Genomic DNA, 26,969 nt, shown 5'->3' on the forward strand with positions numbered 1-26,969 from the left:
GCCTCCCCATTCGTTAGTTGTGGAATCTCCGCCTTTGTTCTTTCCCGACAAATATGTTACCCTTTTAGAGCCCCTGCCGACATTTGCATGAATGATTTATTAGCTACCACATACATAAGGAGAAGCGGAAGCATAGACAGCACAGCACCCGTCAGCATAAGATGGCTTTGTACAGCGCCGCCGTAGCCATAACGAAGGTTGGCCAGACCAACCGTAAGCGGCATCAGTTTAGGTTGGCTCATGGTGAAGACCAACGGAAGAATATATTCATTCCACGCCCCACGAAAAGCGAAAAGTGCTGATACGCCAAGAGCTGGCCCTAGCAGAGGCAATATGATGCGGGCATAGATATACGAGAATCCGGCTCCGTCAATCATGGCTGCCTCGTCCAGTTCGCGATGGATACCTTTTACGAATCCGAGCAATATAAAGAAAATAAAGCCATGTCCTGCAACCATTAAAATAATTACACCCCATAACGACTTATGCAGGCCCAATTGAACCATGATGTCAAATTGAGGCCTGAGAACGATGATTCCGAGCGAAATAAACATCATAAACGAATGCAGCAGCAAAAAGAGGCGCTTTCCAGGAAATTCACGGCGATCGACTGCATATGCTGCCATGGAAGCCACAATTAGTGTGCCGATCGTTGAAGTTATACTTAGAAAGAAACTGTTCCAGGTATACATAGAGAAATTAGCTTCTTTCCACGTCTTCACATAATTCTCGATTTGCCAGGCATTCGGCCAAAGTCCTGATCCACTCGTCAACTCAGCGTTGGTCATAAATGAGCCTAGCAACGCCATAATGACCGGAAATAGGGTCGCTACAACCATTAACAACAGGAACACCCACAGCCCGACTGAGGCGGCGATACGACCCGGCGATCGTTTCCGCCACCGGGTTCTTTCAACCGGGCTCGGTTTTTTTAACGTTTGCATGTTATCGTCTCCTTCGATATACCAGGTTAGAACACACGGTTCAACTTGCGGGTCAAATAAAAGTACAATCCGGTTATCAGACCGACAATCACTGCCGTGAAGAAGCCGACCGCGCTGCCGTAGCCGATATCCTGCGGAACCGCTTCACCTGTGGATACTGGGAACAGCAGTTTGTACAAATACAGATACATCACTTCGGTCGTGCCTGCCGGACCTCCGCCTGTTAACACCATAATGCTCTCATAGCCTTTCAGGGCGGCAATAATTGCCAGCATGATAATAATCTGCAGCATCGGCCCTAGCATCGGTACCGTAATATACCAGAAACGCTGGATGCTGTTGGCTCCATCAATCATCGCACTTTCCTGCACATCATTCGGTATCCCTTGAAGACCGGCCAGGAATAGAAGCATGTTGTTGCCGATGGCTCCCCACGCCGCAATAATAATCGCAGTCAGCATCGCGTATCGAGTGCCAAGCCATTCGACCGGATCCGAAATGATGCCGATGTTCATCAACAGTTGATTCAACATACCATTGTAAGAATTGAATATAATATAGAACACGACAGACATTACAGCTGCACTCATAATCGTTGGCAGAAAGTAAATGCCTCTCAGGAATTGTCGTCCTTTCAGCTTGCCGTTAAGAATAACGGCCAGAATCAAAGCAATCGGTATGGTCAATGCCACCTTGCCACCCGCATAAACAAAGGTATTCCATACCGATTTCCATAACAACTCGTCCTTAATTAATCTTGAGAAATTGTCCAGTCCAGTAAATGTCGCCGTCCCGTAACCTCTGTAATCATAGAACATGTAACGCAATGCCCATATGATCGGGTACACCCCAAAAATAACCTTTAATGCAAAACTTGGCAGAATGAATGCATACGACTCTGCAAGCTCTCTCCCTTTTCTCATGTCGTCCCTCCCTGCAATTGTCCGGATTTCGAAAGGTAAGAGATCTGCCGGCTGATATAAACCGTGTCGACAGACCCGCTTACTTTTCCGCTATCAGTTGATGTGTGTTAGTATTATTTGAACAAACTGCCTTGCAGCTTGGCAGGGTCGAAATCCGGTATGGCTTCAGGCATCTTTTTACCTGTCGCTTTCTCTTTCTCGAGCGCAGCATTGTAACGTTCATTCAGACTTTTCACTATGCCATCGAGATCGCCTCCGACCAGAATATACTTGACAAACTCCTCCTGATACGATTTACCTTCAGGTTTGATGCCTTGCGGATGGATCGGCCAGCGACCATCATACTTTCCAGGCAGAAAATTATCGATGCCTTCGATATCCGGTTTCTCGGCAAAAGCGGCAACCGACGGTACGGTAGACAATCCCAGACCCTGTTCCTGATAACCTTTAAGCACCTCGTCCGAATAGAGAAAACTCATAAACTCCCACGCAGCTTCCTTGTTCTTGGATTGGCTGCTCATTGCCAGCCAGCGCGATGCGCCAGTACCGAGGTTGTTGACACCACTGTACGTTCCGTCAATGGATGGGGGTAACGCCGCATCCCACTTGATTTTTGCAGGAAACTGATTCTTGTAAACTCCCGGTTCAACGGAATAAGACAAGTACATGCCGATATTCCCCTCGGCGAATTGCGCGCGCAGCGGGTCGATATCCAGGGATTCAGAGCCAGGGAGCGTACTGCCGTCATCCTTCATTTGCTTGAAGGCTTCAATAATCGGTTTGTAACCTGTGAAATCATATTGGCCTGTCTTGAAATCAAAACCAGTTCCATGCGTGCCGTTGATTTCTGCGATAGCCGCCGAAGAGCGATCCAGTGCGCTTGTCGGACTCTTATAATTCAGCGCGAATCCATAAATACCGTCTTTTTTCCCGACTTCGGTTATTTTTTGGGCAGTCTCCACCATCTCGTCCAATGTTTTCGGCGGTTCGGCAATTCCAGCCTTTTCGAATATATCGACGTTATAAATCAAACGAATGGTCGACCCGTTGGCCGGTAGTGTATAAATTTGTCCATCTAGCATGTTAGCGCCTTCAAAAAATGCGTTCTCCCCGAACCGCTCCTTAAATTCTGGTGTAAGAAATTGATCCAACGGTTCTACATAACCCTTATTGTGAAGATCGACCAGATCTCCCAGCGCCATCACATCGGGGGCCTGTTCGCTCACAAACGCCAAGTCCAGTGATTGTGCATAGTTTTCAGCCATGATCGTCATTTCGACTTCAATATTTTTGGTGTTCGTCTCGTTAAACTTGTCGATCATGCTTTTAATATAGTCCGCGTCATGTCGTCCTCCCGTCCAATATTGCAACTTGGTTGTTTCGGTTGCCTGACTTTGATTGTTTCCGCCTGCATCGTTGTCGCGCTCGTTCGCACCGGATGAGCATGCGGCCAGCCCAGCTATCAGCATGGACAAGCCTAACACAGCGATGAGCACTTTCTTCATATTTTTCATCAATGTTTCCTCCCGTAGATCTGATATGGTTGATGATTCACGAACGAAATCTTCTATTTCGTTACATACTGATCATAACCGACGTTAGTCTCATTGACAGGACGGTAAAACCATTGGCAAGGGGATAAAATGCGATTGCAATTTTCAGCCCCGCCCTTATGAAAAACACATGCTCGTTTTATTACGGAACCGTTACTTCCCCCTCAGCTCAAGGGCGCGGAGTAGCACAACAACTGCTTCGGCTCGCGACGTATGGTCAGCCGGAGCCAAACGCGCGCCGTTCCGACCTCGTATCACTCCCGAAGATACAGCAGCCGATACGGCGTTTGCTCCCCATTCGGGCACCTGGTCTCCGTCCACAAATTCAGTTAGGCGTTCTTGGTCCGGCAAGCCTAACGAGATAGCACGTGACAACAGGACGAGCATCTCGGCCCGAGTAATCCATCGTTCGGGGCCAAATGTTCCATCTTCATATCCATTCAGCACGCCTGCATTAGCAAGGTTTGCAACGGAGTCTTTTGCCCAATCGGCTATGGATGCCTGATCGACAAAAACGGTATCACTGCCTGAAGCCTGCCGATCCAGACCTAGCGCACGCGCCAGCATAACGATAAACTGGGCTCTCGTTACCTTTTTATTAGGCCGGAAGGTGCCATCTTCGTATCCTTTAACCAGATTGCTTTGAGCCGCAGTGAGTATTGCATCAGCCGCCCAATGCCCATTAATATCTCTCCATGTTTGCGCCGAAGGATTCGGCGTCGGTGTTGGTTTCGGTATAGGATTTGGATTTGGTTTTTCCGAAGCGATCCGCACTTTCAATGTATGGCTTGCTCCCGACGTTCCGGCGGTCGCCACCTTAATAATTAATTTCGGTGATGTCTGCTCAATAGTTACTGTTCCGTTTGCTTGCAGCACCTCATCGGTATCTACATCCAGCTCCAGGCGGATTTCTGCCTGCTTCTGCGTCGGATCTGATACAGCAAGCGATATGAGGCCGTCGACGTTCCGCATTAATACTGATGCAGGCTGGTGAACTGTTATTTTCCCAATAGTATCTGCTTCCCAAAAATTCGCAGCGGTCAGCCCTAGCTTCATATCGGACACAGCCTGAACCTCCGTGTTGTTGGCCAAGACTTGTATATCGGGTGCTGACGCATATTCTGCTGTGTCATTCGCCGATTTTCCTGGCAACAGAACATAAGCATAACCGGCACTTTTCGGCTGCCGGCCATGATCGATCGCTAGACTGAGATATTGGCGGGTTTCCTGATTTGTCGAGCCGGTTCGCGGATTGATGTCATAATAACTGCCGGTACGCGCTTCGCGCAGACCTTCCAGATCTACTGATTCCGGGAAGTAGTATCCGACGTCCGCCCCAGCAACGTTTCCTTCCAGATGAGCCCAGTCGACTTCGCCCAGCTTAGCTGACCAGCCAACCTCTCCCGGATGCTGTACGCCGTCTACGACCAGTTTGTTATCGCCGGCGGAGTTCAACTTACGGTTCTCCACAATCGTTTCCACCTTGTTATCATTCAAGCCCGTAATCCCTGCTCCCAACGCCACAACTTCATCATCGAATGAAAACCATGACTTTTTTCCGCTCAACGCGCTGCCGGTCACCTGTTCCAGCGAAAAATCCATTCCAGCTGCCCCATACAATCCATCGATGGACGAACCACCGACCCAATCCTTTGTATTGCGATATGATTTCCATTCGACCGGCGCCATGTCCTTGCCCGATCCGTCAGTCGTTGTGCCCGGTAACCGATAGGCGTCGACTGTCGGCCAATAATAATCCCAATATTGCGAGTAATCTTTGTTGTATAGATAAGTCATGCCAGTCCCCGTATACCAGCCACGTGGATTTTCGGTGTTACCGAACTCAAATGCAGAGATTCGATCTGAAAACATGCTAAGACCAAATCCGAAGGCTTCCCTTAAATGCACAACCCGGTCCATACCGGAGAACACTTGATGTCGAATGAGCTTGCCGCGAGGCGAAATGGCTTCATCTCGCAACAGATCCTGAAGCAAACGCAACTCATACAGCGACAGCCCTTCCCGGTAACCAATGCCGATGTCGATTTGAATCCATTCCTTGACCATGCTACGCATTTGCATTGCCTTATCAGGAGGAGCTGCATCAGCCAGGCGAAGTATGGTCATAATTACATTTTTGGCGCTGCCATTTCCGGCTGCGACTTGCCTGCCTCGTACCATATCCATCATAATACCGTCATAAATAAACGGCTCAAACGATTGGGTCACCCAATCATATACATTCATGGCAAGGGGATCAGTTATTGGCCATGGAGTGCCTTCCAGAAGATAGATCAAATCAGCCGCTCGACTAAGCCATGAAACTCCATAGTTTCCGTTATACGCAACATCTGTATGCTGGACAATCGATCCGTCGCGATAGACGCCTTCGCCGCTATCCACATAAGCGAATTCGGCCCCGATGTGTTCTATACCCTGCTCGATTTTCTCGCCTGACTGACCCACTATTCCGCGCAGAGTCACAGCGAACGCTTTATCTAGCAAATTGGCCCCTTTCTCTCTGAAGGTTGGATTCGATATCAGAGACACACGTCTCGTTGGGTCCGGAATATAGGCGTCGATTGCCCTGATGCTGTTGTTCCGAATATCTGCGGGAAGATCGTCGTACATCAAAATAAGCAAATCTCCCAGTGTCTGCGGAATTGCGATTTCAGATACGAACCAGTTGCCGCCCAATAAAGAATTCTCATTATAGCGATTCTTATACATCCAATCGATGCCGTCAACGATGTCGTCTCTCAAGGATTCACTGCCGTACAGTTCGGAACCTTTGATTGAATAGGCGAGTGCAAGATCTTTCAGTCGACTATACGAATACAGGGAATGGTACGGATCAGTCGAGCTGGCGCGATCGCTCCATAGATACGTTCGACTATCCTCCCGGCTCAGCGTATCCCGATATCCCTTAACCGTGGTTACCAGCGTCTCTAATGCTTCCTTTACTACCGCATCGTTAAAATCGACGTCGTCACCGCCTGTCAATCTATCTCGCCATTTCTGGCGCGCTTCTGCGAAAGCCTGCATGGTGCCGGGGGCCTCTACACGAATGTGGGATTCCGCTGTATATTCATCTCCCGACGTCGAAACGCGGATTATCGCCGTGCCAATTCCTACGCCTTTGACTAGACCATCAGCAACAGAAACCACACTTTCGTCGCTTGTTGTCCACTCCACCGTCCGATCCGTTACTGTATCCGGCAATATAATAGGTTGGAGTTGTACGGAATCCCCTTCTTCCAGGGAGATGTACTGACGATCAATCGACAGATCAGTTATTCCGCTCCAAGAGACCAGCCGGATATCATCGATCCACGCCGTTCCGGTGCCCGTCTCGAAGAACGGCTCAATAACCACCTGCGCTGAGTTCGCTGGCGGATTAAGATAGATCTCTCGATAGGACCAATCGGCCGTTGCCATCACCTTGTTCGTCCGTGGGCCGTTCACGAGCTTGATGTTGTTCTCATCCACATAAGTTGTCCGGATGAATACCCCGTTCGTCGAAACAACATTGTCTGTCTTGATCCAGCCACTCAGCTTATAGGGCTGACCGGCTGTGACAGGTACCCGAATGGTGAGTGCTACTCGTCCCTCCGTGCCTGATGCAATTTAACCGATTGACCGCCATCCTTGTAGACGTCATTGACCACAGATGCCTGCGGTTTACCTGCTGCATACCACTCTGCCCAACCGGCCGGCTCTAGATTGTCCGTCCATTTGTTGCGGGTGGTAGTCGTCGTTTCCTCGAAACTGCCATTAGGCACCAGATTCTCAACAGTCTGCAACGATGATGCGACAGCGGCATGGACCTTCGCCTCTGGCGATATAGCCCATACCCCTGAGAACATCGTTACAATTAGCAACCAACTGATAATTCTGTACATTATATCCCTCACCTCATGCATGATTTGGACTGGCTGGCGCCGAATCTTAAACAAGATATATAATGAAACCGCTTTCAATATAGAGCGGAAAAACAATTTCAAAAGACAAACATCCAACTTTTCTCACTGCTGCCATAGCCCAAATGAATGCCGTAATGTGAGCCGATGAAATCGTTTATATGGTCATGACCGCAAAAAGCACCAATGACATCGCCTTGTTCCAGCATCGCGGCGAAGAAGCCGGACTGAATGAAGGGAGCGCATACCTTTTCATTCTTCTCACCGTAGCAAACCGAATGATTCCATATCCAATCGTATTCTGGAAGTGGAATATGAAAAAATGCAAGCGCCGGTAACGGCAGCCCCTGATTGCTTTTGCGCCATGCATCCGATTGCTCCCGGTACCAGGCAATTTGATCCGAGCGAATCCAGTCATATCCTCCCACGGCGGGATGCTCCGAATAAGCTCCTGAATCCAACGCATAGAGTAGCGCGGCTACGCGGTTACTTGCAGAGCCGAATATCGGTTGCACGTAGTTCCCGGTTCCATGAATATGTGGAAGACCTGATCGAGCAAGGCTATACGTATGCGCTGCAACCTCCTTCATCAATTGTTCTCTCGAGATGCCATATTCCGTATCGTGATTGCCGAACACAAGCCCCCAAGGAACACTTCGTTTCTCTACCGCGCTTACAGCCTCGCGCAACGAACGGCGGGGATCGCGGCAATAAGCGGTTCCGTCCTGATGGATCGTGTCGCCTGTAAACATGACAAAATCGGGTTTCTCGATATCCATGACCCGCTCCATAAGAGCCCTCGATTGTGAGTCAAGTTCGTCCCCGTTCTGCCAGTGAATATCCGAAAATTGTACCAAGGTAAACGTTCCATTCGAACGAAAGTACAGCTTTGGCTCGTATTTCAACCGCGACGTCCCCTTCTTTTTGAAATGATATCAACGCTTACGCGAATAGATATTTGACAAAGTCAGCAATTCGAAGAATAGATGCAAAATGCCGAGGACGTAAAATGGCCCGCAGGTACGCTGATTTTTCATTAATTTACTTGGAGAACAGATTCTATCCGCTGCAAGCGCAAGCCCTGAGAGCAATACCAGAAATTCAAAAATGCCACACCAGATGTATCTTCTTTCAATTGGCGCATTAACTCGTCGGCCTTCAGCTGACCGAGAAAGCGGCTCTCCCGGCGCCTCCGCTTTGGCCTAGTGGCTTACATAGGTCTGGCGGAACTCCGAAGGAGTCATGCCTACCTGCTTTTTGAACACCTCGGTGAAATATCTTCGCTCCCCATAACCAAGGGCTTCGGCTATTTCTTGTACTTGCATGTCAGCAAGAAGCATCTGTTTGGCTCGCTCCATCCGTTCCTGCGTCACGAAATGATGGAACGTCGTGCCTGTCATCTTCTTAAACAAGTTGGCGAAATAACTGCGACTCAAATGCACATGCCGGGCGCAGGAGCTTACGCTTAAATCCGCATGGAGATGATTCCGAATATACTGAATCGCCTTTTCAACGATGAGTGCGGAGTCCAAATTGTATTTGCGCTCGATGCAGTCACATCCAATTTCGCATATGCTCGCCAGTTCTTCCCGGATCTCTGCTAGAGATATCGATGCGGTTAACCAATGTTCGCGCACTCTCGTGAGCAAGGGAGCCAATTCATCCTCGTCGACCTTCTCCCGGAACACACGCAGCATCCGGTACGCTAACTCATGAAGGACACCAGTCAGTAGCCGTGGGTCGGGCTGACGCTCGGCTCTTGTCAGTTCCCCCAAAAGATCGTCCAGCAGTTTCAACGCCATTGATCGATTGCCGGAGCGCAGAGAATGTAGCATTTCCTGCTCCAAATCCGGCGAGTAGCGTGGCAGCATCGGATCTGTTCGCTCGATGTCAGCATAAACGACAACACTGTTGCCTTCAGTGTAAAAGTGATAGGAAAGCGCCGACATTGCCTGTTCAAAGGAATCGGGCAAATCGCTGATTCGTTCCACTACGCCGCCAACACCGACCGATACCGTATTACGAGTATATTGTTCAATATTAAGGCGGCAGCTCTCTGCCATCTCGGTGCCTATCCTTTCTTCCGTTTCATTATAGACAACTGCAAATCTTGATTCGCTCTCACGGAATACTAACCCTTTCGTATATGCTCGCACCGTCTCTTCCACGATGTTTTGCAACGAAAATAGGAGCAACTCCATCTCCTGCACAACTAGCATGCCTCTGCGTTCGGAGAACCGATCTATATGAAGCACCATAATCGCAAGCTTTTCTGGGGCTAAATCGATTTGTAGAAACTTCCAACGATCGCGGGCCCTATCTTCAGCCATTCGATGGCGAATGAACAGGTTAAGATATTGCTGAAGTAATGTTGGCATGCTTTCATCCAGCTTGCGCTGCAATTGCTCCCGCTCAAGCCACTTTGCCTGCTGCTGTACAACGGCCTGTTTCGCCTTGAGAATCGCCTGTTCAATCTGGGTGTGGGAGAAGGGTTTGGCTATAAAATCAAAAGCGCCGAGACGCACGGCTTGCTGTGCATACTCAAAGTCGGTATATCCTGTAAACAGCAGCACCTTACTGTGCGGGCAAATCTCTTTGACTCTTCTGGTCAGTTCCAACCCGTCCAACTTGGGCATGCGTATATCCGTCAAGATGATATCGGGACGGCAGCGTTCGATGAGCTCCAGACCCTTCTCGCCGTTTAAAGCGGTGCCGCATACTGTTATACCATGCGCCTTCCAATCGATCCGGGTTGCGACTCCATCCACAACACTTTTAATGTCATCAATGATGCAGAGTGATATGTCTGTCATTGAACTCGCCTCTTTATTTATGATTTGTGCATGTTCGTTCTATTTATTTTATATTATCAGTTATTCCATCCAAAGATAGAACAGAAATCCGCTTCTGCAAGGGGGTGAAAACAACTGCAAGCCGTCACTCCTCGGGTTATGTTCGAATGCACCAAAATTACAATAAGCGCATCGACGCTGTGCTATTGCCTCCTAATCACATGGTCGTTCAGCTTGCACTACAATAAATCAAGGGTGGGACTATGTTCTTGTCTCCTTTTCGAATAGTTCCGGAAACCTGCATCTGTTCACCATAATGCATGTTGCCACAGCACAGTACTGGTGAGGAACATATGTGCGTTAAGTCTTGTGAATTTGGAAATTATGTGGAAGTTTATCCTCCAGGATTTTTATATTTCAACTATACTTTTCTCACTGTTTACTGTTCATTACGGATGGTGACTTCAATTTTGCTTGTAATATGGAACTTACGGATATGCAGTTCAAGGCCATTGCGGCAAACAAATATCCTCCCCATACGATGTCTCCAGTTCCTGAATGGGGGATAAGTAGACCACCTATAGCCGTACCGATTGTAACCCCGAGATTGGAAAAGGAAACATACAGACTGTTTGCAAATTCTGGCACCTCTGGAATTCCCGTTGTTAGCGAGAGCTGGCCGACGATAAGTCCACTTGTGTGTACGCTTGAGTTTTACTTTTCAACCTTTCTTTCCTTATTTCGTCTTTGGCTCCAGCGACAAAAGGATTTATCGTCAGAAGAGTTTTTCAAGTTAGTGGACAACCTCTATTCAAAGGGGGTTACGTCCTATTCTAAAGAATGAGTCTGCCATTCAAACCTAATCTGTGTGTAGTAAATAAAAAACTTACCCTTCCTTGTGGTACGGTTCAGCGCTTAAACTATCCTGCCCGTTAGTTTAATGAATTGGATATTTCGCCTTTTTAATACCTAGCAACCGTGTTTAACCTCTCATCTTGTCAGTTGTCACATAACATTGTGAACATTTTCATGTATTATGGTACTTAATAAAGCTTTAAGTGGATGTGATCAATGTTTAGATGTACATCTAATCGGTAATCGGACTATGTTCTTGTCCATTCCGGCAATCGGTACAAGTTCTTGTCCTTGGCTTGGGACAAGAACTTGTACCGATAAGATAAAAAAGCCGCTAAAATAGCGACTTCAATGGGACCATTATCTTGTCCTTCGACATTTACTATGGCAGGTTGATAGTATCAGTGAAGATTAAAGGTACATATGAATTAATATGGGTTTAGAGCATGACGGATTGTCAAACCAAGTGCGACAAACCGTTATAAAAAAACTATTTCTATGTAGATAAGAATTTATAAAATGGCTCTGTTGACCGCCCTTAATTTCCAGGCTACAAGTTCCTTGAATTTTTCTTTTAAATTTGTATTGTTATCGATATTCAATATCCTGGAAACCTCTTCGGAGCTTATTAATACCTTTTTTCCGTAGGCTGTTACTTCCCATTCATAATCTGCCCCTGTCTCTTTACGTACCGAGAACAACCCCTTGCAAACCATATTCGCCTCGTCGCTAATGGCCTGTATTGCTTGCGAGAAACCCTCAAACCTCTCCGTATCCTTATATTGCTGCATAGACCTCATTCACATAACCCCCTGTATTGTATGTGTGCTTTAACATTTTACCACTAAATGGTTAGAATTGGAACGGGTGTAAAATGTCGTAAATAGATGGCAAATAACCTCATAAATTAGCACTACTTATCGATAAAATAATATCCAACCACGAAGAAAACCCCATTGAATTACTAGTCATCGTACCTATTCGTCGACGTTATGTTCTACTTCATAGATAAGCTCAGAAGCAATTTAATTCGTTTGTTTGGCGGATAATCCCTGTATCGTGTTGTATACACTATCAAGGAAACAAAACCCGTTATTACAAAAAAACCTCCGTTTAATCTCAAATGAAGAAACTAACGGTGGTTTAAAAATTTTTCTTTACAGAACGTATTCTTCATCATTTTCTTGCAACATTCTTGATCTCTAAAGCTGGTGTTATTTTGTTTCGCGTGCTTCATACATTCATTGTAGCAGCTTCTCCCCTCCCATTTTATATGCAGCAATAATATTTATTTGTCTATTCCATCAAATCTGTTACTGCACCTCTTGAAGCAGAGGAAACTAATTTAGCATATTTGCCGAGTACGCCGGAACTTACTTTCAGTGGAGGTTGTATCCACTCTTGCGCTCGAGCAGCCAACTCTTCTTCTGGCACTTGAACCTTTATTTCCTGAATATCGCTGTCAATGGTGATAATGTCCCCATTTTTCAACAAAGAGATCGGTCCACCTTCTTGGGCCTCAGGTGATACATGGCCGACTACAAATCCATGCGAGCCACCCGAGAACCTACCATCAGTTATGAGAGCCACTTTCCCCCCGAGCCCTTTTCCTACAATTAGGGCTGTAACGGAAAGCATTTCAGGCATGCCTGGTCCACCCTTGGGACCACAATAACGTATGACCAATACATCCCCTTGCTGAATTTCATCATTCATAATCGCTTCCGTCGCGTCTTCTTCGCTATCGTACACCTTTGTCGGACCGGAAAACTGCTGTATCTTCATGCCTGACATTTTGGCAACAGCGCCTTCAGGAGCGAGGTTTCCTCGAAGCACCACCAGTGGTCCATCTGGCTTAAGAGGATTATCTAGTGGACGTATAATCTCTTGATTATTCTGAAGTGGAGCAGCTTCAGCTAAATTTTCCGCCAAAGTTTTACCAGTTACGGTGAGGCAATCACCATGAAGTAATCCCTCAGAGAGCAATAGCTTCATTACCCCTGAAACACCACCAATATCATTCAAATCCTGCATGACATATTGGCCACTTGGCTTCAAATCCGCCAAATGAGGAACACGCAAGCGAATACGCTCAAAATCATCCAAGGTTAAATCTACTTCTACCGAGTGCGCAATAGCTAGCAGATGGAGAAATGCGTTGGTTGACCCCCCTAGAGCCATGACAACAGTGATCGCATTCTCAAATGCTTTCTTCGTCATAATGTCTCTTGGGTAGATTTCCTGTTCAAGAAGTGATATGACCTGTTTACCGGCTGCTGCACATTCCAATGCTTTATCCGTTGAAATGGCTGATGTAGAAGAAGAACCAGGTAAACACATTCCCATTGCTTCTGCAGCTGCGGCCATCGTATTAGCAGTATACATCCCCCCGCAAGATCCTGGGCCTGGGCAAACACTGCATTCTACCTTATGCAGCTGTTCATCTGTCATTTTTCCATCTTGATATTGACCAACTGCTTCAAAAGCTGAAACGATATCCACTTTTTTACCGTCGAGATTACCAGGTTGAATGGTTCCTCCATATACATAAACGGAAGGAATGTTCATCCGTCCAATAGCCATCAAACATGCAGGCGTATTCTTGTCACAGCCACCGATTGCAACAATGCCGTCAAAACGCTCGGCTCCGGTCACAATTTCAATCGAGTCAGCTATAGCTTCCCTACTTGGTAGCGAGAACAACATCCCTCCATGCCCCATCGAGATCCCATCAGAAACTGTAATCGTATTAAAAATTAATGGAGCACCGCCATGATTACGTGCTCCCGTCTTGGCTTGAATTGCTAAATCATTGATGTGCATATTGCACGGTGTAACCTCACTCCAAGTACTCGCTATTCCAATCATTGGCTTTTTAAAATCATCATCCTGGAAACCAACTGCACGTAGCATTGCTCTGTTCGGTACCCGGTTAACACCTTCACTGATTACCTTGCTTCGAATACGAAGATCTTTTTTATTTCCCATGTCCCTTTACCCCTCACTTCAAAGTATTTCGTTCAGCTCCTGCATCGGACGAATAAAATTTTGTTTCATTAGCACCTGAGCATCGTCGCTATTCTTGCTTTCAAAAGCTTTAATGATCAAATCATGTTCTTCGACTGAAGCAAGTGTAGCTGTAATAGGTTGTTTTAAAAACACATATTTAAATCGCCTAATATGAATCTGAAGAGATGTATTAAATGTGGTCACATAAGGATTATCTGAAAGCTCTACAATATAATTATGAAATAGCTCATCCACCTCCATGGCCTGATAAACTTGGCCATTCTTAATGGAACTTGCAAATTCCAAATTTATGGATCTTAGTTTCTCGATCTGTTCTGGAACAATAATTTTGGCGGTAATTTCAGCAGCCAAGGCCTGAAGAGCAGCCATGGTTGAATACATCTTAAAAATATCGTTTTTCTCAATAGTCGTTACTTTTGTTTCTTTTCCTGGATGCATAGACACGAGGCCTTGAACTTCGAGTAACTGAAATGCCTCCCGAATCGGTGTCCGGCTGACTCCAAGCGATTCAGCCATTTCCGCATCAATAAGCTTTTCACCTGGTTGCAGTGTTCCATCAATAATCCACCGCTGAATCTGAGAAAACGCTCTTTCTTTTGCGGACATACGGACTGGTAAGGCAAAATCTTTAGGAATTGGCATTGTTTTTCATCCTCATCACAATTATTCTTATATGCAATATATCGCATACAAAATAGAGAAGCAAATATTTTTTCATTTTTTTACTCGCTCAATTAAGTTTATCCAAATAACTACCTGTTTTTATTGCGAGTTTGAGATAAAAAGAAAGACTATAATTTATGAGTCTTTCTTTGAGAAATGTTACATAGTGAAGGCTTATGTACTTTTACTTAAGTATACATCTGGCAATTGGAAGATTGTTCTTGTCCTTGGCTTGGGACAAGAACTTGTACCGATAAAATAAAAAAGCAGCTAAAATAGCGACTTCAAGGAGACCATGTTCTTGCCGCTCAACAGTAATCGTCGCCGCTAACTATAACTGGGCTCGTACCTCTGTCAATAGCCGGGCTCGGATTGGAAGTTCCACCGCCGCGGATTACTTCAATTGCATACTTATGTGTCTGGACTCAGTCATCGAGTGATTGTACGTTTACTACTGTCTTCTCTTCATTTACAGCCGTTACGGTAATTCCAAAACACCGGTATCATTATTGTAAGTAACATCGCTTACATTAGCGATACTCTTATCAGCAGAAATCGCCAGCAGCTTTTTGAAGAATGCGTTGTTTGGTGTGACGGAATCTCCTTTACTCTAGTTGTATTGTCGACCGCGATATCCATCTGAATACGCCCGGAGAACGTCTTGTTTTTAACATTGTTCGAGAGAGCGGTCAAATATATCAGCGGCGAATTATAGTTCAGCGATTCGCTTCTCCAAAATTAGATAACAAAAGCCCCAGCTGTAGCTTGGGCTTTTGCAATTTTATGTGAGAGTCAAACTTTATTACAATATCTAGGTTTGTTTATTCTGATTTGCATTACCGTTCGGAATTGATCTAACGCTTCCTAATACTTCAGGAGCTGCTTATACAGCATTCATGATTAGTGTCATTTCTTGCTCGTTAACAGGCTGATCCGTATAACTACGGTTAGATCAATGATTCATTAAAGCTTCGTATAGTTCATTTATCTAGTACCTTCAACAGCACTTTGTAAAAAATGTTCTATTTCTTCGCGTGATTTACGAAGCTTATTAACATATCGAGTAAGCTCTCTGCCATCGACATAGGCTACAAAACTTGGAATACCCATAATATTTTGTTCTTCACTTACAGCATCTACTTGATCTACATCAACTTCGATAAGATTCAGATCATTCGCAAATTTTTCTTCAACTTCAGGCATGAATGGATCAATAAATTTGCAGTCCGGGCACCAATCTGCTTTAAAGACAGCAACAGTGATTTTTGGGGAACGGATAGCTGTATTAAATTCTAACTTCGAGGTAATTTTTTTCATTTATATAGTCTCCTTTTATAATGAATGGTTTATCATTCCTTTTGATGTTGTTCAATATAGTTACTTGTAAAATCTTCTCCAGCATCAATTCATACTAAACCCTCGGTACCTACCTACAGGTACACTTGCTTTAACAAGCAGTTGACCAATGTGCCTTTTTCTTCTGCTTGTAAGAATAGTGCTTCGACTAAAGCAATATCTTCCTAAAGGCATCTGAGGATAAAACAACATGCGGACGATGTGTAATGCTCAGTTAGTTTCCTTGTGCTGTGTTTCCTTCTGTATTCATAAAGAATCCAGCAACGGGTACTTTCTTGCGATCTAACAGAAAAGCTAGAGTTAGAGCGTAACAAGCAATGTCGATGGACATCACAAGTTGTTGTGGGTTAGCACCTTCTCCGCTTCCTCCTTAAGGAATAGGGACTTTAATTATTTTCTAAAGAGTCGATAAACTTTTCACTATCCATGGCTGCCATAGCTCCAAATCCTGCGGCAGTAATAGCTTGACGATACCGAGTATCCTGTACATCTCCACAAGCAAACACACCTGGAATATTTGTCATAGATGTACCGGGAACTGTGACAATGTAGCCATTCTCATCCGTCTCAATTTGACCATTTAAAAATTCTGTATTCGGATGATGACCAATAGCTACAAATACACCGTGTGCATCTAAAATTTCTTCTTCCTCTGAGACATTGTCCTTGACTTTCAATCCGGTCACTCCGCTTTCCCCAGCCACTACTTCAAGTGGGGTTTTACTTAAAGCCCACGCAATTTTAGGGTTTGAACGAGCGCGATCTTGCATAATTTTGGAGGCTCGTAGTTCTTCGCGACGATGCACCAAAGTCACTTTGGAAGCGAATCGTGTTAGAAAGCTTGCCTCTTCCAAGGCAGTATCACCCCCACCAACTACGATGAGTTCTTGATTTCTAAAGAAGAACCCATCACAAGTGGCACAAGTGCTCACTCCACGACCTACATTTTCTGATTCACCTGGTATTCCTAAATATTTCGCACTGGCACCGGTTGAAATAATCAAAGTTTCAGTAATAATTTCACCTTTGCCCTCCACGTCTAGTTTAAACGGTCGGTTATTCAAATCTACGCCCTTTACCCAACCGTTAACAAACGTAGCCCCGAAGCGCTCAGCTTGTTTACGCATATTATCCATTAACTCTGGTCCCATAATTCCTTCTGGAAACCCAGGATAATTCTCAATTTCGGTTGTGGTTGTAAGCTGCCCTCCTGGTTCGAGTCCTTCAATGACGAGTGGATCCATATTTGCACGAGCCAAGTATATTGCTGCAGTTAATCCCGCTGGCCCTGTTCCGACAATTACAGATTTGTACATTTGCTATCCCTCCAAATTTGAGTGTGTATGACAATTTCAAAAACGAATTATTTTTAGTATTCAATTGATTGATTGAATTGTAGCATTGTAAGATCTATTCGTCAACTGTTCCGCATCAATTGACTGCAGGCAAGATATCCATTCATTGAAATGAATGTTTGAAGTTAATGTTTTACTTAGATGCATTTTAGCCTTATAACTTGACTTCACTCTGGTTGTTCATGTTAAAATTTTAATAATCAATTGAATTTCAAAAGGGTTTATCGTTTGACTTGAATTGGGGAAGTCCCGTTGAACATTAAATTAGAATAGAGGTTGACGATAATGGAAGAATTATTGAATTCAGCGAAACTTTTTAAGGAAGACCTATATAAACAACTGGCTAGAATAGGAAAATGTCTATCCAGCGACAAGCGTCTGGAGATTTTAAACCTGTTGTCCAATGGCTCTAAAACAGTAGAAAAAATAGCTGCATCTACAGATATGAATATTGCGAATGTATCCAGGCACCTTCAAATTCTACTCGATGCCAAGCTGGTTAAATTCACGAAAAAGGGAACTTTTGTGATCTACTCTTTAGCTGATCCGGAGATCATCAATTTTCTGTCTTCTTTATGGCGAATTAGTGAGAAACAGATTCCTGACATCAGCAGAATGAAAGATGACTTTATTAACAACCTTGACGACATTCAAACACTTACCATGGACGAGGTCAGGGAGAGAATTAAAAATGATTCAATTATTCTGGTGGATTTGCGTCCTAACGAAGAATATGAAATGGATCATATCGCGGGAGCAGTCTCGATGCCGATGGAAGAGTTAGAAGTATTCATAAGAGAAATTCCAAAAAACACAGAGATTATCGCATATTGTAGGGGCCCACTGTGTGTCTACTCTGCATTAGCAGCACAGAAATTACAATCTGAAGGCTTTAAAGCTTATCGTATGGAAGAAGGCTTGAATGAGTGGCAGGAACATTTCCATTTGCATTAGGCTGATTTCGGAGCACAAGAAGTACAATAATTTTCAAAACTAAAAAAGACTTCAAGGCCCATTTACTAGGCTTTGAAGTCTTTTTTAACTTAAAGAAAATCTAATTATTCAATTTACTATTGAACCGCATATACATGAAGGGTTTCTTCCCGGTAAAACTGCAGCAAGTATTCTTTATGAGCCTCGAGTAATTCATCCATCAAAGCCTTAGCGGAATCACCACTTTGGACAAGTGAATTGGACGTAAATGCTTGGAGGGACGCTGCATAGCTTCCTGTAACCGCAGCTTCAATCGTTAATTCCTCCATGAACTCCATTAGCTGTGATGATCCTCGTTGTACGGGAGGAAAAGAACCGAAATGAATTGACTCAGCACCTCATACCTATTTGAGTAGCTAAACCATCAACAGATTTGGGTCCGTTTGACAAGATATCCTCTCAAATCTTTTGTCACTCGTTAAACATTTCACAATTCGAGCAAATTGTTGATATAAACGTTCTTAATATCCGATTTCGAATATGTAACTTTAAACACTCCTTTCTTCGGTTTCGACTTATCGTCTATCAATTCTTATATTAAAAAGAACGACAGTTCAGATGAATCCTGATCCGTCGTTCTCTTCACATAGGTTTAAAAACAATATAAAACTACTTACTTATTTTGAATTGAGCAATCCTTGAATTTTTTCTTCAAGAGCTTGTTTTTGATTCACACCAATCATGGTCTCAGCTAATTTGCCATCTTTAAATAAGAGAAGCGTTGGAATACTTCTAACTCCGAATTGCTGTGCCAATTCGAGTTCCTCATCAATATTGACTTTGGCAATGGTCGCTTGCCCAGCCAAATCATCAGCTAGATCATTTACGATTGGAAGTTGCACTTGACAAGGCGGACACCACGGTGCCCAAAAATCGACTAAAGTCACTCCCGTTTTAACGTTCGATTCAAAATTTTGTTTTGTTAATGATATTGCTCCCATAATATTATCCCCCTCATTTAATTATAAAATATTCAATTGATTAATTGAATTATATATTTGAAGTTGAATTGTGTCAACCCTCTCGAAGAGGTATAAAAGGAATCTCTCAACTCTGGACAAGGAAAATCGTTAACCTAAATGCAAAAAAAGCCGCTACATTAGCGACTTTACATTTGAAATTCCGCAGTATGGCGTGCAAGCGCTCTTGGATATCTAACGCGACTTGAGGGTCGGTTAAGGCGATGCCGCAGTGGTTCTTTTGAACCTGCTAAAGCATCCAACTGAATTGCTGGGTAACACATAGCTAAGCCTATAAGTATCCCAATGAATGGTTGAACTTTAAATTTAATCGCAGAGGTATAGCCCAAGAATACGGGAAGAAACATAAACAATGCATCCCCCATGGCATTGATGACCATATACGTTCCACTATCCGTTGCATACAAATCTAAAGTGCTAAATAAAGTGTTAAAGCCTTTTAGCATGCCTGCTGCACACAATATGCCAAGAATCGGTTGAAACAAACCAGATATAACATCAATGAATGCATCCAAAGGTTTTTTCTTTTTGAAATCCTTAGTTTCAGAATCATTCTGATTTTGAGTAAGATTGGTCATTGATGTAACTTCGGAATACACTTCAGAAACATGATTCCCAATCACAACTTGATACTGTCCACCCGAACGGACAACAGTCACCACACCATCCATTTTTTTCATGACTTCATCATTGGGTTACTAGAATGTCTTATACAAATCTAACCTGCAATTAGTTTAGAAGAGGGAGTGTTCATGTTGGTCGGTTGCCTCCTTCGTTTAGCTATCGTTTCCCCTTAGCTTTAACGTCCACTAAAAACAATCACAAATTTCTAGTCTTCATTTGTAGCTCTCTATTGACACTTTATATAATAAATTTAAGATTCAAACTTTAGATGAACCGATGTCCATAAAATTTACGCAAGTTAAAAGATTCAGATCGAATTCAATGTGAATTCAGCCACGTTTTCCGTCTTTTTTGTAGGAGAGCTTGATAGATCTTTAAATTTCTCTCACAAAAATTAGATAAAGTCTAATCAAGCACGTTAATTAGACCTAATAATAAGTAAATCAACGACCCTCTTATCCAAGAAATCTGGTTTAAGGGTCGTTGTATTGGTTCCATGCATATTGTATAGGCTTACATAGAAAAAGCATCAAATCCTTTAGATAAGCTAAAGTAGGCGGCCTATATTCACTTTTTGGAACCTTTTAACATAGTGTCAAAACGAGTTCTCTCAACTCAATTTTCAAATTTACGGAGAGCTTCATAATGAGACGGAGATCCAACTTCTACGAATTATTAAGTTGCTTTACATTCCTCAATGTATTTCTTTTATCACCTGGCGTGTACAACTCATATATAATTTATTGATTCTGCCGAATTAATTCAGCTAGTTTTTCGGCGGCTACCTGCTCCTTAGGTCCTTGAGCAGTAATGGTAAGTGTCGTACCGGTTATTACTTCAAGCGCCATCACCCCGAGAATACTTTTGGCATCTGAAATGATATTTTTAGTCGGCCAAATGACACGGATTTCCTCTTCAATGAAAGCAGCTGCCGTTTCAGTGAATTGTTTAGCAAACAGTAATGGGAACCCACTTTGCTGTACCGTTACTTCGATTGAAGTCATAACCTTCTCCTCTCAGTTGTTTAGACGGCTTCTTAGTTTGTCCGAACAGCTTCCAGCTCCTTAATCATTTGCGGGTAACTCTTATCGAGCTTGTAAAACCACAAGATGATAATTTGCAAAATAGCCATAATAGCTGGTAGATAGATAAAGAGGAACTGGATCGCCGTGTGGGCCGTGCTGCTGATTGTATCCTGACCGCCGACGTAGCCTCCAAGAGCAAGACCCCATCCTATGAAGGCAGCACCAAGACCGCTCCCTGCTTTTGTCCCTAAGCTCCCCGCACTATAGACCAATCCTTCCGTCCTCATGCCGGTTTTCCATTCACCGTAATCAACGGTATCAGCTAGCATGGCAAAGATAGAAGCGTGGATCGGCATTGTTCCAATAGACCTGATAATGATGCCCGTCAACACAACCGAAAGGTTATCTGGATTTATTGCAATGATTAGTGATCCTACAATTGTAATAATACTGCCCACCATAGCAGTATTTCGCTTCCCATATCTTTTGATGAAAGGCGCGATTATGAACAATCCGCCGAGTATCGGAACCAGGGTTGCCATGCCTATTAATCCTACAAGTCCGCTGTCTTTCAGGATATATTGGGTAAAATATACGTTCATTCCGGTGATAATGCCGAATCCTATAAAGAAAGTTACAACAAAACCAAGCATCAATCCCCAATACTTATTGCGAAACAAGCCACGAACTGCTCGCTTGAAAGGTATTTCCTTTTGTACAACCGATGGTTTGACCCGTTCCTTGGTAGTAGCAAAGGTAGTCAAAAATGATGCGACAGCAAGTATCGCAAACAGAACGAATGTAAAAATCCAGCCTGATTTACCTCCTCCGAACAGATTTATAAGTGGCATAGTCAGAAAGGTAACAAGTATTGCACCCGAATACGCCATTACCATCCGGTAAATATTAAGCAGAGAGCGCTCATAAGAGTCTTGGGTCAGCAATGAATTTAAAACTCCATAAGGTACATTGATGGCAGAATATACAATATTCATAATTAAATAAGTGATATAAGCATATATTAAAGCTCCGGTCGCCCCAATATTAGGGACTGAAAATAAAAGCACCCCCGCTACACCAAAAGGAATCGCCCCCCATAGCAACCAAGGTCGGGCTTTGCCGTACCGTGACTTTGTCTTGTCGACAAGTGCTCCGACTCCAAGGTCGACAATCCCGTCAAACACACGAGCGATTAGAAGAAGCGTTCCTATTGCTCCTGCAGACAATCCGATTACATCCGTGTAGTAGAAACTTAAAAAGGTCCCTGCCGCTGTCCAGATCAGATTACTTGCTAAGTCTCCTACGCCGTACCCTATTCTTTCCTTGAATCCAATCTTTGCAAGATTATGATTTTCAGCGATTGCTTTACCGTCCGGCCCACTGAAATTCCCCGAGAGATCTACTGAGTCTTTTGTACTCATCTCATTTTAAGCTCCTTTCAAAGGTAGTTCTCTCCTTCAAACGCGAGTTAGCACTGCGCTGACCCTTCACGAAAAGTTTAAGGCAGCGAAGTGCCAATCACGCATGATTATAAGGACTAACTATTTATAATTTCGCCCATTCCATTCCGCAGAAAGCATCAACAGGGGATGCGCCTAGGAACGGTTGTTTACCGATCAGCGCGTTTACGATTTCCTCCTGCACCGTCTCCGTCGCGTTATAGGCATTAATAAGTGTTGATACAGAAGGCATCTCGTACAGGATATACGGGTTTCCGAGTGAGATGACAATTGTCGGAATACGGGTCGGGTACCAATCCATAAGTCCTCCCATCTCTTGCAGACCAAGCCGAATAGTGGATTCAAGGAATCCCGGCGACTTCTTGATCAAGTGAATTACGACATCTACATCGTTATCTGTTTCTTTAAGCTCATATTCCCGAATAACCTCGAACCCTTCTCGCACAAGTTTTTCTTCAAATTCTGCACCGTTGAAACCTTCGGTACTAAAAAAGGAGTTCTCTTCTGATGCAACTTGAAGTAAGATTTTCTTCTGAACAGCAGGGGAGAGTGGGAGGATCTGTTGCGTATCCTTCACGAGTGTGACTGATTTTTTCGCAAGTTCAATTGCCAGTTGCTGGTACTCAGCGCTCCCAACGACGGACAGGTTATTGTCGCCAGTTGTGATACCCGGTTGATGAAGTCCCAATGAAGCTTTCAACGCCAGAATGCGAGTTACTGCTTCATTCAATCGCTCTTCTGATATGACGCCATTTCTTACTCCCTGAATCATCGCCTCAAAATCATATTCTGTTTCTCGAGTAAACAAGAACATATCGACACCGGATGCTATGCATTGAGGTACGATTTCACTACGTTTTCCCCAGATCTGCATGCCATGCATCACTGTTGCATCAGAAACGATCAGACCGTTAAAGCCAAGCTCCTCGCGAAGCAGCTTCACATTCAGTTCATAAGACAACGAACCTGGTGTGTATTTGGTTCTTAAATCCGTAACACCAAGCTCCTCATAGTATGCCGGTAGTGCAATGTGAGCGCTCATGACAGTCTTGACCCCATTTTCAAACGACTGTTTGTACACCTCGCCGAATGTAGACCTCCACTCTTCCATGCTCATGGAATTTACAGTCAAAGCTTTATGCTGACACCGATCATCCATACCGTCTCCCGGCCAATGTTTCACACAAGCGGCCATGTTACCGCTATGTTGAATGCCTTGAATAACAGGAATCGCATTTCGTAGAACAACGTCCGGGGAATCGCCGAAAGCACGGGTATTTACGATTGGATTTTGAAAGTTATAATTTATATCTACAACAGGCCCGAAAGCCCAGTTAAAGCCCATCGCCGATCCTTCGGCATCAATGGCTTCGCCGAACGCACGAGAAAGCTGAGGGTCATTCGCGGCTGCTATCTGCATATTAGTTCCCAAATTGGTGCCATCCACCGTGCCGCCTTTTCCACCGATTTCCAAGTCACCCGAGATAAGTAGTGGAACTTCACTTTCACTCTGAAAACGTTGGATTAGACCATGCTGGCTTTCCTTCGTATCTTCCGGTTCAAATCCAAATACACAAAAACCTCCCGGCTTTATGCGTTGAACCATCTCCGAATCCAATTGATATTCTTTCCCGTAAGGAAGTACAAACAGTTGCCCTACCTTTTCTTCCATAGATAATTTCGCAAGTGTTTGTTCGACCCAATGAACTTGCTGTTGATTCAAATTAAAAGGCCTACTGCTTAATATATTCATTATGTCTATTCCTCCTAAGATTTGAAAACGTTTACGATGACTATTATAAAGCTGTGGTCCTTTACGATCTTCCCTTCATTTGTTGAAAACAATGTTACTTTTTGACCTAACGAGGGATTAAAATGTTAGCTTGACTAAAATCCAGACAAAAAAAGGACCTTGAAAGGTTGCTCCTTTTCAAGATCCATTATTAGTGGGCCTAATTTCGAACATTTGAACTTCGTGAGGGTTCAATATACTACCCAGCTTTAAAATATCTGAAACCCTTTCTCTTTTTATAGTTAATTGAGGTTGACTACACATGTTTAAGTACTGAACATCCTGTGGTGTCAGTATTGATGGGTGTCCCATCTCGAGCCATAAATCATACGCGCTCCCGTGTTCCCGGTTAATTGTAGTTTTTCTGATCTCATAAATCCCCGCTGTCAAACCTTCGATGCTGAACGTAAGCTGCAGTTGCCCGGAGTCAGTAAAAACGTGATATCGATTAAGCGAATGAATGTCCAGTGTATCGTTCATTTGATACAGATTGTCATAATGGCAATAATGATACAGTATCAATTGTAATGAGCCATCAAGGGTCTTCGTGATGCAATATCCTTCCCCTCGCTCTAACAACCTATTCCCAAGCCTGGCCAACAATTCGTACGCGTAAAAACTGGACTTCTTGATCCCATTAATCGTTACAAGTCCAAGTCCGCCGTGAAACGTCTCATCTGGAGGAGGTAACTCCTCCAACAGATCGGTGATAGTCCAGTACCCCATGCTATCTGTATCGTCCAATGTTTCCACGATGTTTTTTACAATGTAAGCTGATTTAAAACAGGTGTCGTTTGTCAATTCTCGATGATGAACGGTGGAGTTCCACTCCGTCACATATAGCTCTAGTCCCTGTGCACCCATGTCTTTAAGCAGTGTTTTTATTTTCAATATTGTTCTCGTCATATAATTTTCGTCAGCAAATTGAATATCAGAGAACGGCGATTGTGACTCTGTCCAAGCATTGAAGGTCACCGGATATATGTGTAATGAGATAAAGTCCGGTCTGCAATTGTGCTCACTGCAAAATGTCCAATATCGTTTCATCCAGTCGCCCGAAGTTAGGGAATCACTCAAAATGGCAGGTCCCCCAAACTGCAAATCCGAACAAATACTTTTTACCGCATCAAAGCTTGTTTTGTAAAAGTGGACGTAAGACTCAAAAGAATCTGACCAGAAAATTTTCAAATCAGGTTCGTTCCAAAATTCGAATTTCCAGTCCTTAACCTCCTCGAGGCCGTATCGGTCAATCAAATGTTGGACAAACGCTTTTATCATTAAGACCCAATGCTCCATATTTTGAGGCATGCTAACATAGCTCGTTTTATAGAAGAAAGTTTTCATTTTATCGGCCATTTCCCCAGGTATAAATCCGAGTTGGATAAACGGTCGCAAACCGATCGAGAGTAGAAAATCAAATACCTGGTCGACATAGGTGAAATTGAAAATCGGATTTCCTTCCGTATCTCTCCGATACACCATCATCTCATCATCAAATATGCCATGAAATCGGATATAACGGAAACCAACGGTCTCCTGCACCATTTTCAAATGCTGTTGAACAGGGCCATACAGTGCCTCCTTCGCTTTCCCTATCGTACATAACGTTTTCCACGTATGATTGAGTGACTTTCCCGGGCTTGTCAGACGAATGTTGTAGTGCTTCACTACGACGCTTTGCCAGGTGGCCGTGAGACTCTTTCCATCACTCTGGTCAGGTAAATATTTAAATAGGCTAAGTAATGCATTTTCACGATCATAAGCTATATAAGACTTCTTGACTTGTCGTGGGTCAGGGGTCGTTCCTACTTGCTTACGGTATTCGGCTGGCGTCGTTTGATAAACATCTTTAAATGCTTTATGAAACGATTTCAAATTTGGAAAACCGTTATCTAATGCAATCTTAATGATGGGATAGTCAGTTGTTAGCATATCTTTCATCGCATACTCCAACCGGATGCGTGTTAGATATGCTCGGAACGTAATCCCCATACTTGTCTGAAAAAATCTAGATAGATACGAAACTGAAAAGTTTTCACGCTCCGCAAGCTCGTTTAACGATAACGGCTGGTTGTAATTGGCCTGGATATATTCGTTTAACTTAAGCAACCGTTCCATATTCTTCTTGCTAGTTCGAACATATTTCGTCTGTCCGCTTCTGAAGTTCCTGAGCAACAAATATATCAATTCAAGGAGAAGTGACCGAATTTTGACTTCATAACTGTAGCCCGCCTTGTTATAGACCCACATAATGGACGCAAGCAGTGCACGGATTTCATCAAACTTACTTTGCTCTGCTGGTCCGCTCCGGAACGAACAACAGTTAAACGTTATCTGCTCCTGATCCACTCCCTGCTCCTTAAGAAAGGAAGAGGGAATTTGCAGTGCCAATAGCAGGTTGTCTTTATCGGATTGGATCGTATGGATTTCATTACTATTGATAAGGATAAGATCATCCTTGTTTAGATCAAAAGATTCGTTCTGCACATATACATCCGCATTGCCCTTCAAGACGAATAAAATTTCAATGCTGTCATGCCAGTGGGTGGGGACGTATCGGACACTGTGGAAAAATATGTTTAAGGGAAGTTTTTCATCTGTTCGGATCAGTTCATATGTATAGTCCATTTTATACCACCTAGCTTTTTAATCGGAGAAATGACGAGCCAATTATTATTTTCTTGTTATACTTCATCTTGTTAAA

The 26,969-nt window shown here is 43.9% G+C and carries 20 protein-coding genes and 1 pseudogene; 1 reads left to right on the forward strand and 20 read right to left on the reverse strand.

The genetic code is table 11. The features are described 5' to 3' along the window. Nucleotides 1-56 precede the first annotated feature (56 nt). From MHB82_RS31780 to trxB, 13 genes are all read right to left on the reverse strand, one after another. Complete coding sequence (locus MHB82_RS31780; RefSeq protein ID WP_445671288.1) at nt 57-944, reverse strand: carbohydrate ABC transporter permease; 888 nt, start codon at nt 942-944, stop codon at nt 57-59. Between the two features lie 26 nt (nt 945-970). Continuing rightward, nucleotides 971-1,867, reverse strand: a complete 897-nt coding sequence (locus MHB82_RS31785; RefSeq protein ID WP_341177076.1) for a carbohydrate ABC transporter permease — start codon at nt 1,865-1,867, stop codon at nt 971-973. Nucleotides 1,868-1,980: 113 nt separating this feature from the next. Further along, nucleotides 1,981-3,381, reverse strand: coding sequence for an ABC transporter substrate-binding protein (locus MHB82_RS31790; RefSeq protein WP_341177077.1), 1,401 nt, complete (start codon nt 3,379-3,381; stop codon nt 1,981-1,983). Between the two features lie 192 nt (nt 3,382-3,573). Beyond that, the gene (locus MHB82_RS31795) at nt 3,574-6,909 is read right to left on the reverse strand and encodes a polysaccharide lyase family 8 super-sandwich domain-containing protein (protein WP_341177078.1); all 3,336 of its coding nucleotides are present in this window, start codon (nt 6,907-6,909) and stop codon (nt 3,574-3,576) included. Between the two features lie 110 nt (nt 6,910-7,019). Continuing rightward, entirely contained in the window at nt 7,020-7,322 is a 303-nt protein-coding gene (locus MHB82_RS31800; protein ID WP_341177079.1) for a hypothetical protein, read from the reverse strand. Nucleotides 7,323-7,420: 98 nt separating this feature from the next. Then, nucleotides 7,421-8,245 carry a metallophosphoesterase family protein gene (locus tag MHB82_RS31805; RefSeq protein WP_341177080.1) on the reverse strand — a complete coding sequence of 275 codons (825 nt, stop codon included), beginning with the start codon at nt 8,243-8,245 and terminating at the stop codon, nt 7,421-7,423. 297 nt (nt 8,246-8,542) lie between these two features. Further along, nucleotides 8,543-10,153 carry a response regulator gene (locus MHB82_RS31810; RefSeq protein ID WP_341177081.1) on the reverse strand — a complete coding sequence of 537 codons (1,611 nt, stop codon included), beginning with the start codon at nt 10,151-10,153 and terminating at the stop codon, nt 8,543-8,545. A gap of 411 nt (nt 10,154-10,564) precedes the next feature. Then, nucleotides 10,565-10,780, reverse strand: coding sequence for a hypothetical protein (locus tag MHB82_RS31815; protein WP_341177082.1), 216 nt, complete (start codon nt 10,778-10,780; stop codon nt 10,565-10,567). A 719-nt stretch (nt 10,781-11,499) separates the two neighbouring features. Then, complete coding sequence (locus MHB82_RS31820; protein WP_341177083.1) at nt 11,500-11,787, reverse strand: hypothetical protein; 288 nt, start codon at nt 11,785-11,787, stop codon at nt 11,500-11,502. A 496-nt stretch (nt 11,788-12,283) separates the two neighbouring features. Further along, nucleotides 12,284-13,975 (reverse strand): dihydroxy-acid dehydratase, encoded by a 1,692-nt coding sequence (gene ilvD, locus MHB82_RS31825; RefSeq protein WP_341177084.1) that lies wholly within the window; start codon nt 13,973-13,975, stop codon nt 12,284-12,286. Nucleotides 13,976-13,993: 18 nt separating this feature from the next. Beyond that, the gene (locus MHB82_RS31830; RefSeq protein ID WP_341177085.1) at nt 13,994-14,659 is read right to left on the reverse strand and encodes a GntR family transcriptional regulator; all 666 of its coding nucleotides are present in this window, start codon (nt 14,657-14,659) and stop codon (nt 13,994-13,996) included. 1,005 nt (nt 14,660-15,664) lie between these two features. Continuing rightward, complete coding sequence (locus MHB82_RS31835; RefSeq protein ID WP_341177086.1) at nt 15,665-15,997, reverse strand: thioredoxin family protein; 333 nt, start codon at nt 15,995-15,997, stop codon at nt 15,665-15,667. A gap of 425 nt (nt 15,998-16,422) precedes the next feature. Continuing rightward, on the reverse strand, nt 16,423-17,352 hold the full coding sequence (gene trxB, locus MHB82_RS31840) for a thioredoxin-disulfide reductase (RefSeq protein WP_341177087.1): 930 nt from the start codon (nt 17,350-17,352) through the stop codon (nt 16,423-16,425). 324 nt (nt 17,353-17,676) lie between these two features. Between trxB and MHB82_RS31845 the strand changes: the two genes are divergently transcribed. After that, entirely contained in the window at nt 17,677-18,345 is a 669-nt protein-coding gene (locus MHB82_RS31845; protein ID WP_341177088.1) for an ArsR/SmtB family transcription factor, read from the forward strand. A gap of 116 nt (nt 18,346-18,461) precedes the next feature. Here MHB82_RS31845 and MHB82_RS31850 read toward each other — a convergent pair. From MHB82_RS31850 to MHB82_RS31880, 7 genes and pseudogenes are all read right to left on the reverse strand, one after another. Continuing rightward, nucleotides 18,462-18,722, reverse strand: a pseudogene (locus tag MHB82_RS31850) (family 4 glycosyl hydrolase); the annotation flags it as partial. Nucleotides 18,723-19,001: 279 nt separating this feature from the next. Beyond that, a complete protein-coding gene (gene trxA / locus MHB82_RS31855; protein ID WP_341177089.1) occupies nt 19,002-19,325 on the reverse strand; it encodes a thioredoxin in 324 nt (107 codons plus the stop codon). Between the two features lie 167 nt (nt 19,326-19,492). Continuing rightward, nucleotides 19,493-20,044 (reverse strand): PTS transporter subunit EIIC, encoded by a 552-nt coding sequence (locus MHB82_RS31860; protein ID WP_341177090.1) that lies wholly within the window; start codon nt 20,042-20,044, stop codon nt 19,493-19,495. A 684-nt stretch (nt 20,045-20,728) separates the two neighbouring features. Further along, entirely contained in the window at nt 20,729-20,992 is a 264-nt protein-coding gene (locus MHB82_RS31865; RefSeq protein WP_341177091.1) for an HPr family phosphocarrier protein, read from the reverse strand. Nucleotides 20,993-21,024: 32 nt separating this feature from the next. Then, nucleotides 21,025-22,434 carry an MFS transporter gene (locus tag MHB82_RS31870; RefSeq protein WP_341177092.1) on the reverse strand — a complete coding sequence of 470 codons (1,410 nt, stop codon included), beginning with the start codon at nt 22,432-22,434 and terminating at the stop codon, nt 21,025-21,027. Between the two features lie 124 nt (nt 22,435-22,558). After that, entirely contained in the window at nt 22,559-24,226 is a 1,668-nt protein-coding gene (locus tag MHB82_RS31875) for a glycoside hydrolase family 3 protein (RefSeq protein WP_341177093.1), read from the reverse strand. Between the two features lie 177 nt (nt 24,227-24,403). Then, a complete protein-coding gene (locus MHB82_RS31880) occupies nt 24,404-26,893 on the reverse strand; it encodes a GH39 family glycosyl hydrolase (protein ID WP_341177094.1) in 2,490 nt (829 codons plus the stop codon). Nucleotides 26,894-26,969 lie beyond the last annotated feature (76 nt).

Source organism: Paenibacillus sp. FSL K6-2862 (genome assembly GCF_038005125.1).
In the GTDB taxonomy this organism is placed as follows: domain Bacteria; phylum Bacillota; class Bacilli; order Paenibacillales; family Paenibacillaceae; genus Paenibacillus; species Paenibacillus illinoisensis_A.

Bases quoted from the DNA above. Each gene is read 5' to 3' on its own strand.
- MHB82_RS31780 (WP_445671288.1), bottom strand. From the start codon at position 944: ATGCAAACGTTAAAAAAACCGAGCCCGGTTGAAAGAACCCGGTGGCGG.
- MHB82_RS31785 (WP_341177076.1), bottom strand. From the start codon at position 1,867: ATGAGAAAAGGGAGAGAGCTTGCAGAGTCGTATGCATTCATTCTGCCA.
- MHB82_RS31790 (WP_341177077.1), bottom strand. From the start codon at position 3,381: ATGAAAAATATGAAGAAAGTGCTCATCGCTGTGTTAGGCTTGTCCATG.
- MHB82_RS31800 (WP_341177079.1), bottom strand. From the start codon at position 7,322: ATGTACAGAATTATCAGTTGGTTGCTAATTGTAACGATGTTCTCAGGG.
- MHB82_RS31810 (WP_341177081.1), bottom strand. From the start codon at position 10,153: ATGACAGACATATCACTCTGCATCATTGATGACATTAAAAGTGTTGTG.
- MHB82_RS31820 (WP_341177083.1), bottom strand. From the start codon at position 11,787: ATGAGGTCTATGCAGCAATATAAGGATACGGAGAGGTTTGAGGGTTTC.
- ilvD (WP_341177084.1), bottom strand. From the start codon at position 13,975: ATGGGAAATAAAAAAGATCTTCGTATTCGAAGCAAGGTAATCAGTGAA.
- MHB82_RS31830 (WP_341177085.1), bottom strand. From the start codon at position 14,659: ATGCCAATTCCTAAAGATTTTGCCTTACCAGTCCGTATGTCCGCAAAA.
- MHB82_RS31835 (WP_341177086.1), bottom strand. From the start codon at position 15,997: ATGAAAAAAATTACCTCGAAGTTAGAATTTAATACAGCTATCCGTTCC.
- trxB (WP_341177087.1), bottom strand. From the start codon at position 17,352: ATGTACAAATCTGTAATTGTCGGAACAGGGCCAGCGGGATTAACTGCA.
- MHB82_RS31845 (WP_341177088.1), top strand. From the start codon at position 17,677: ATGGAAGAATTATTGAATTCAGCGAAACTTTTTAAGGAAGACCTATAT.
- trxA (WP_341177089.1), bottom strand. From the start codon at position 19,325: ATGGGAGCAATATCATTAACAAAACAAAATTTTGAATCGAACGTTAAA.
- MHB82_RS31860 (WP_341177090.1), bottom strand. From the start codon at position 20,044: ATGAAAAAAATGGATGGTGTGGTGACTGTTGTCCGTTCGGGTGGACAG.
- MHB82_RS31865 (WP_341177091.1), bottom strand. From the start codon at position 20,992: ATGACTTCAATCGAAGTAACGGTACAGCAAAGTGGGTTCCCATTACTG.
- MHB82_RS31870 (WP_341177092.1), bottom strand. From the start codon at position 22,434: ATGAGTACAAAAGACTCAGTAGATCTCTCGGGGAATTTCAGTGGGCCG.
- MHB82_RS31875 (WP_341177093.1), bottom strand. From the start codon at position 24,226: ATGAATATATTAAGCAGTAGGCCTTTTAATTTGAATCAACAGCAAGTT.
- MHB82_RS31880 (WP_341177094.1), bottom strand. From the start codon at position 26,893: ATGGACTATACATATGAACTGATCCGAACAGATGAAAAACTTCCCTTA.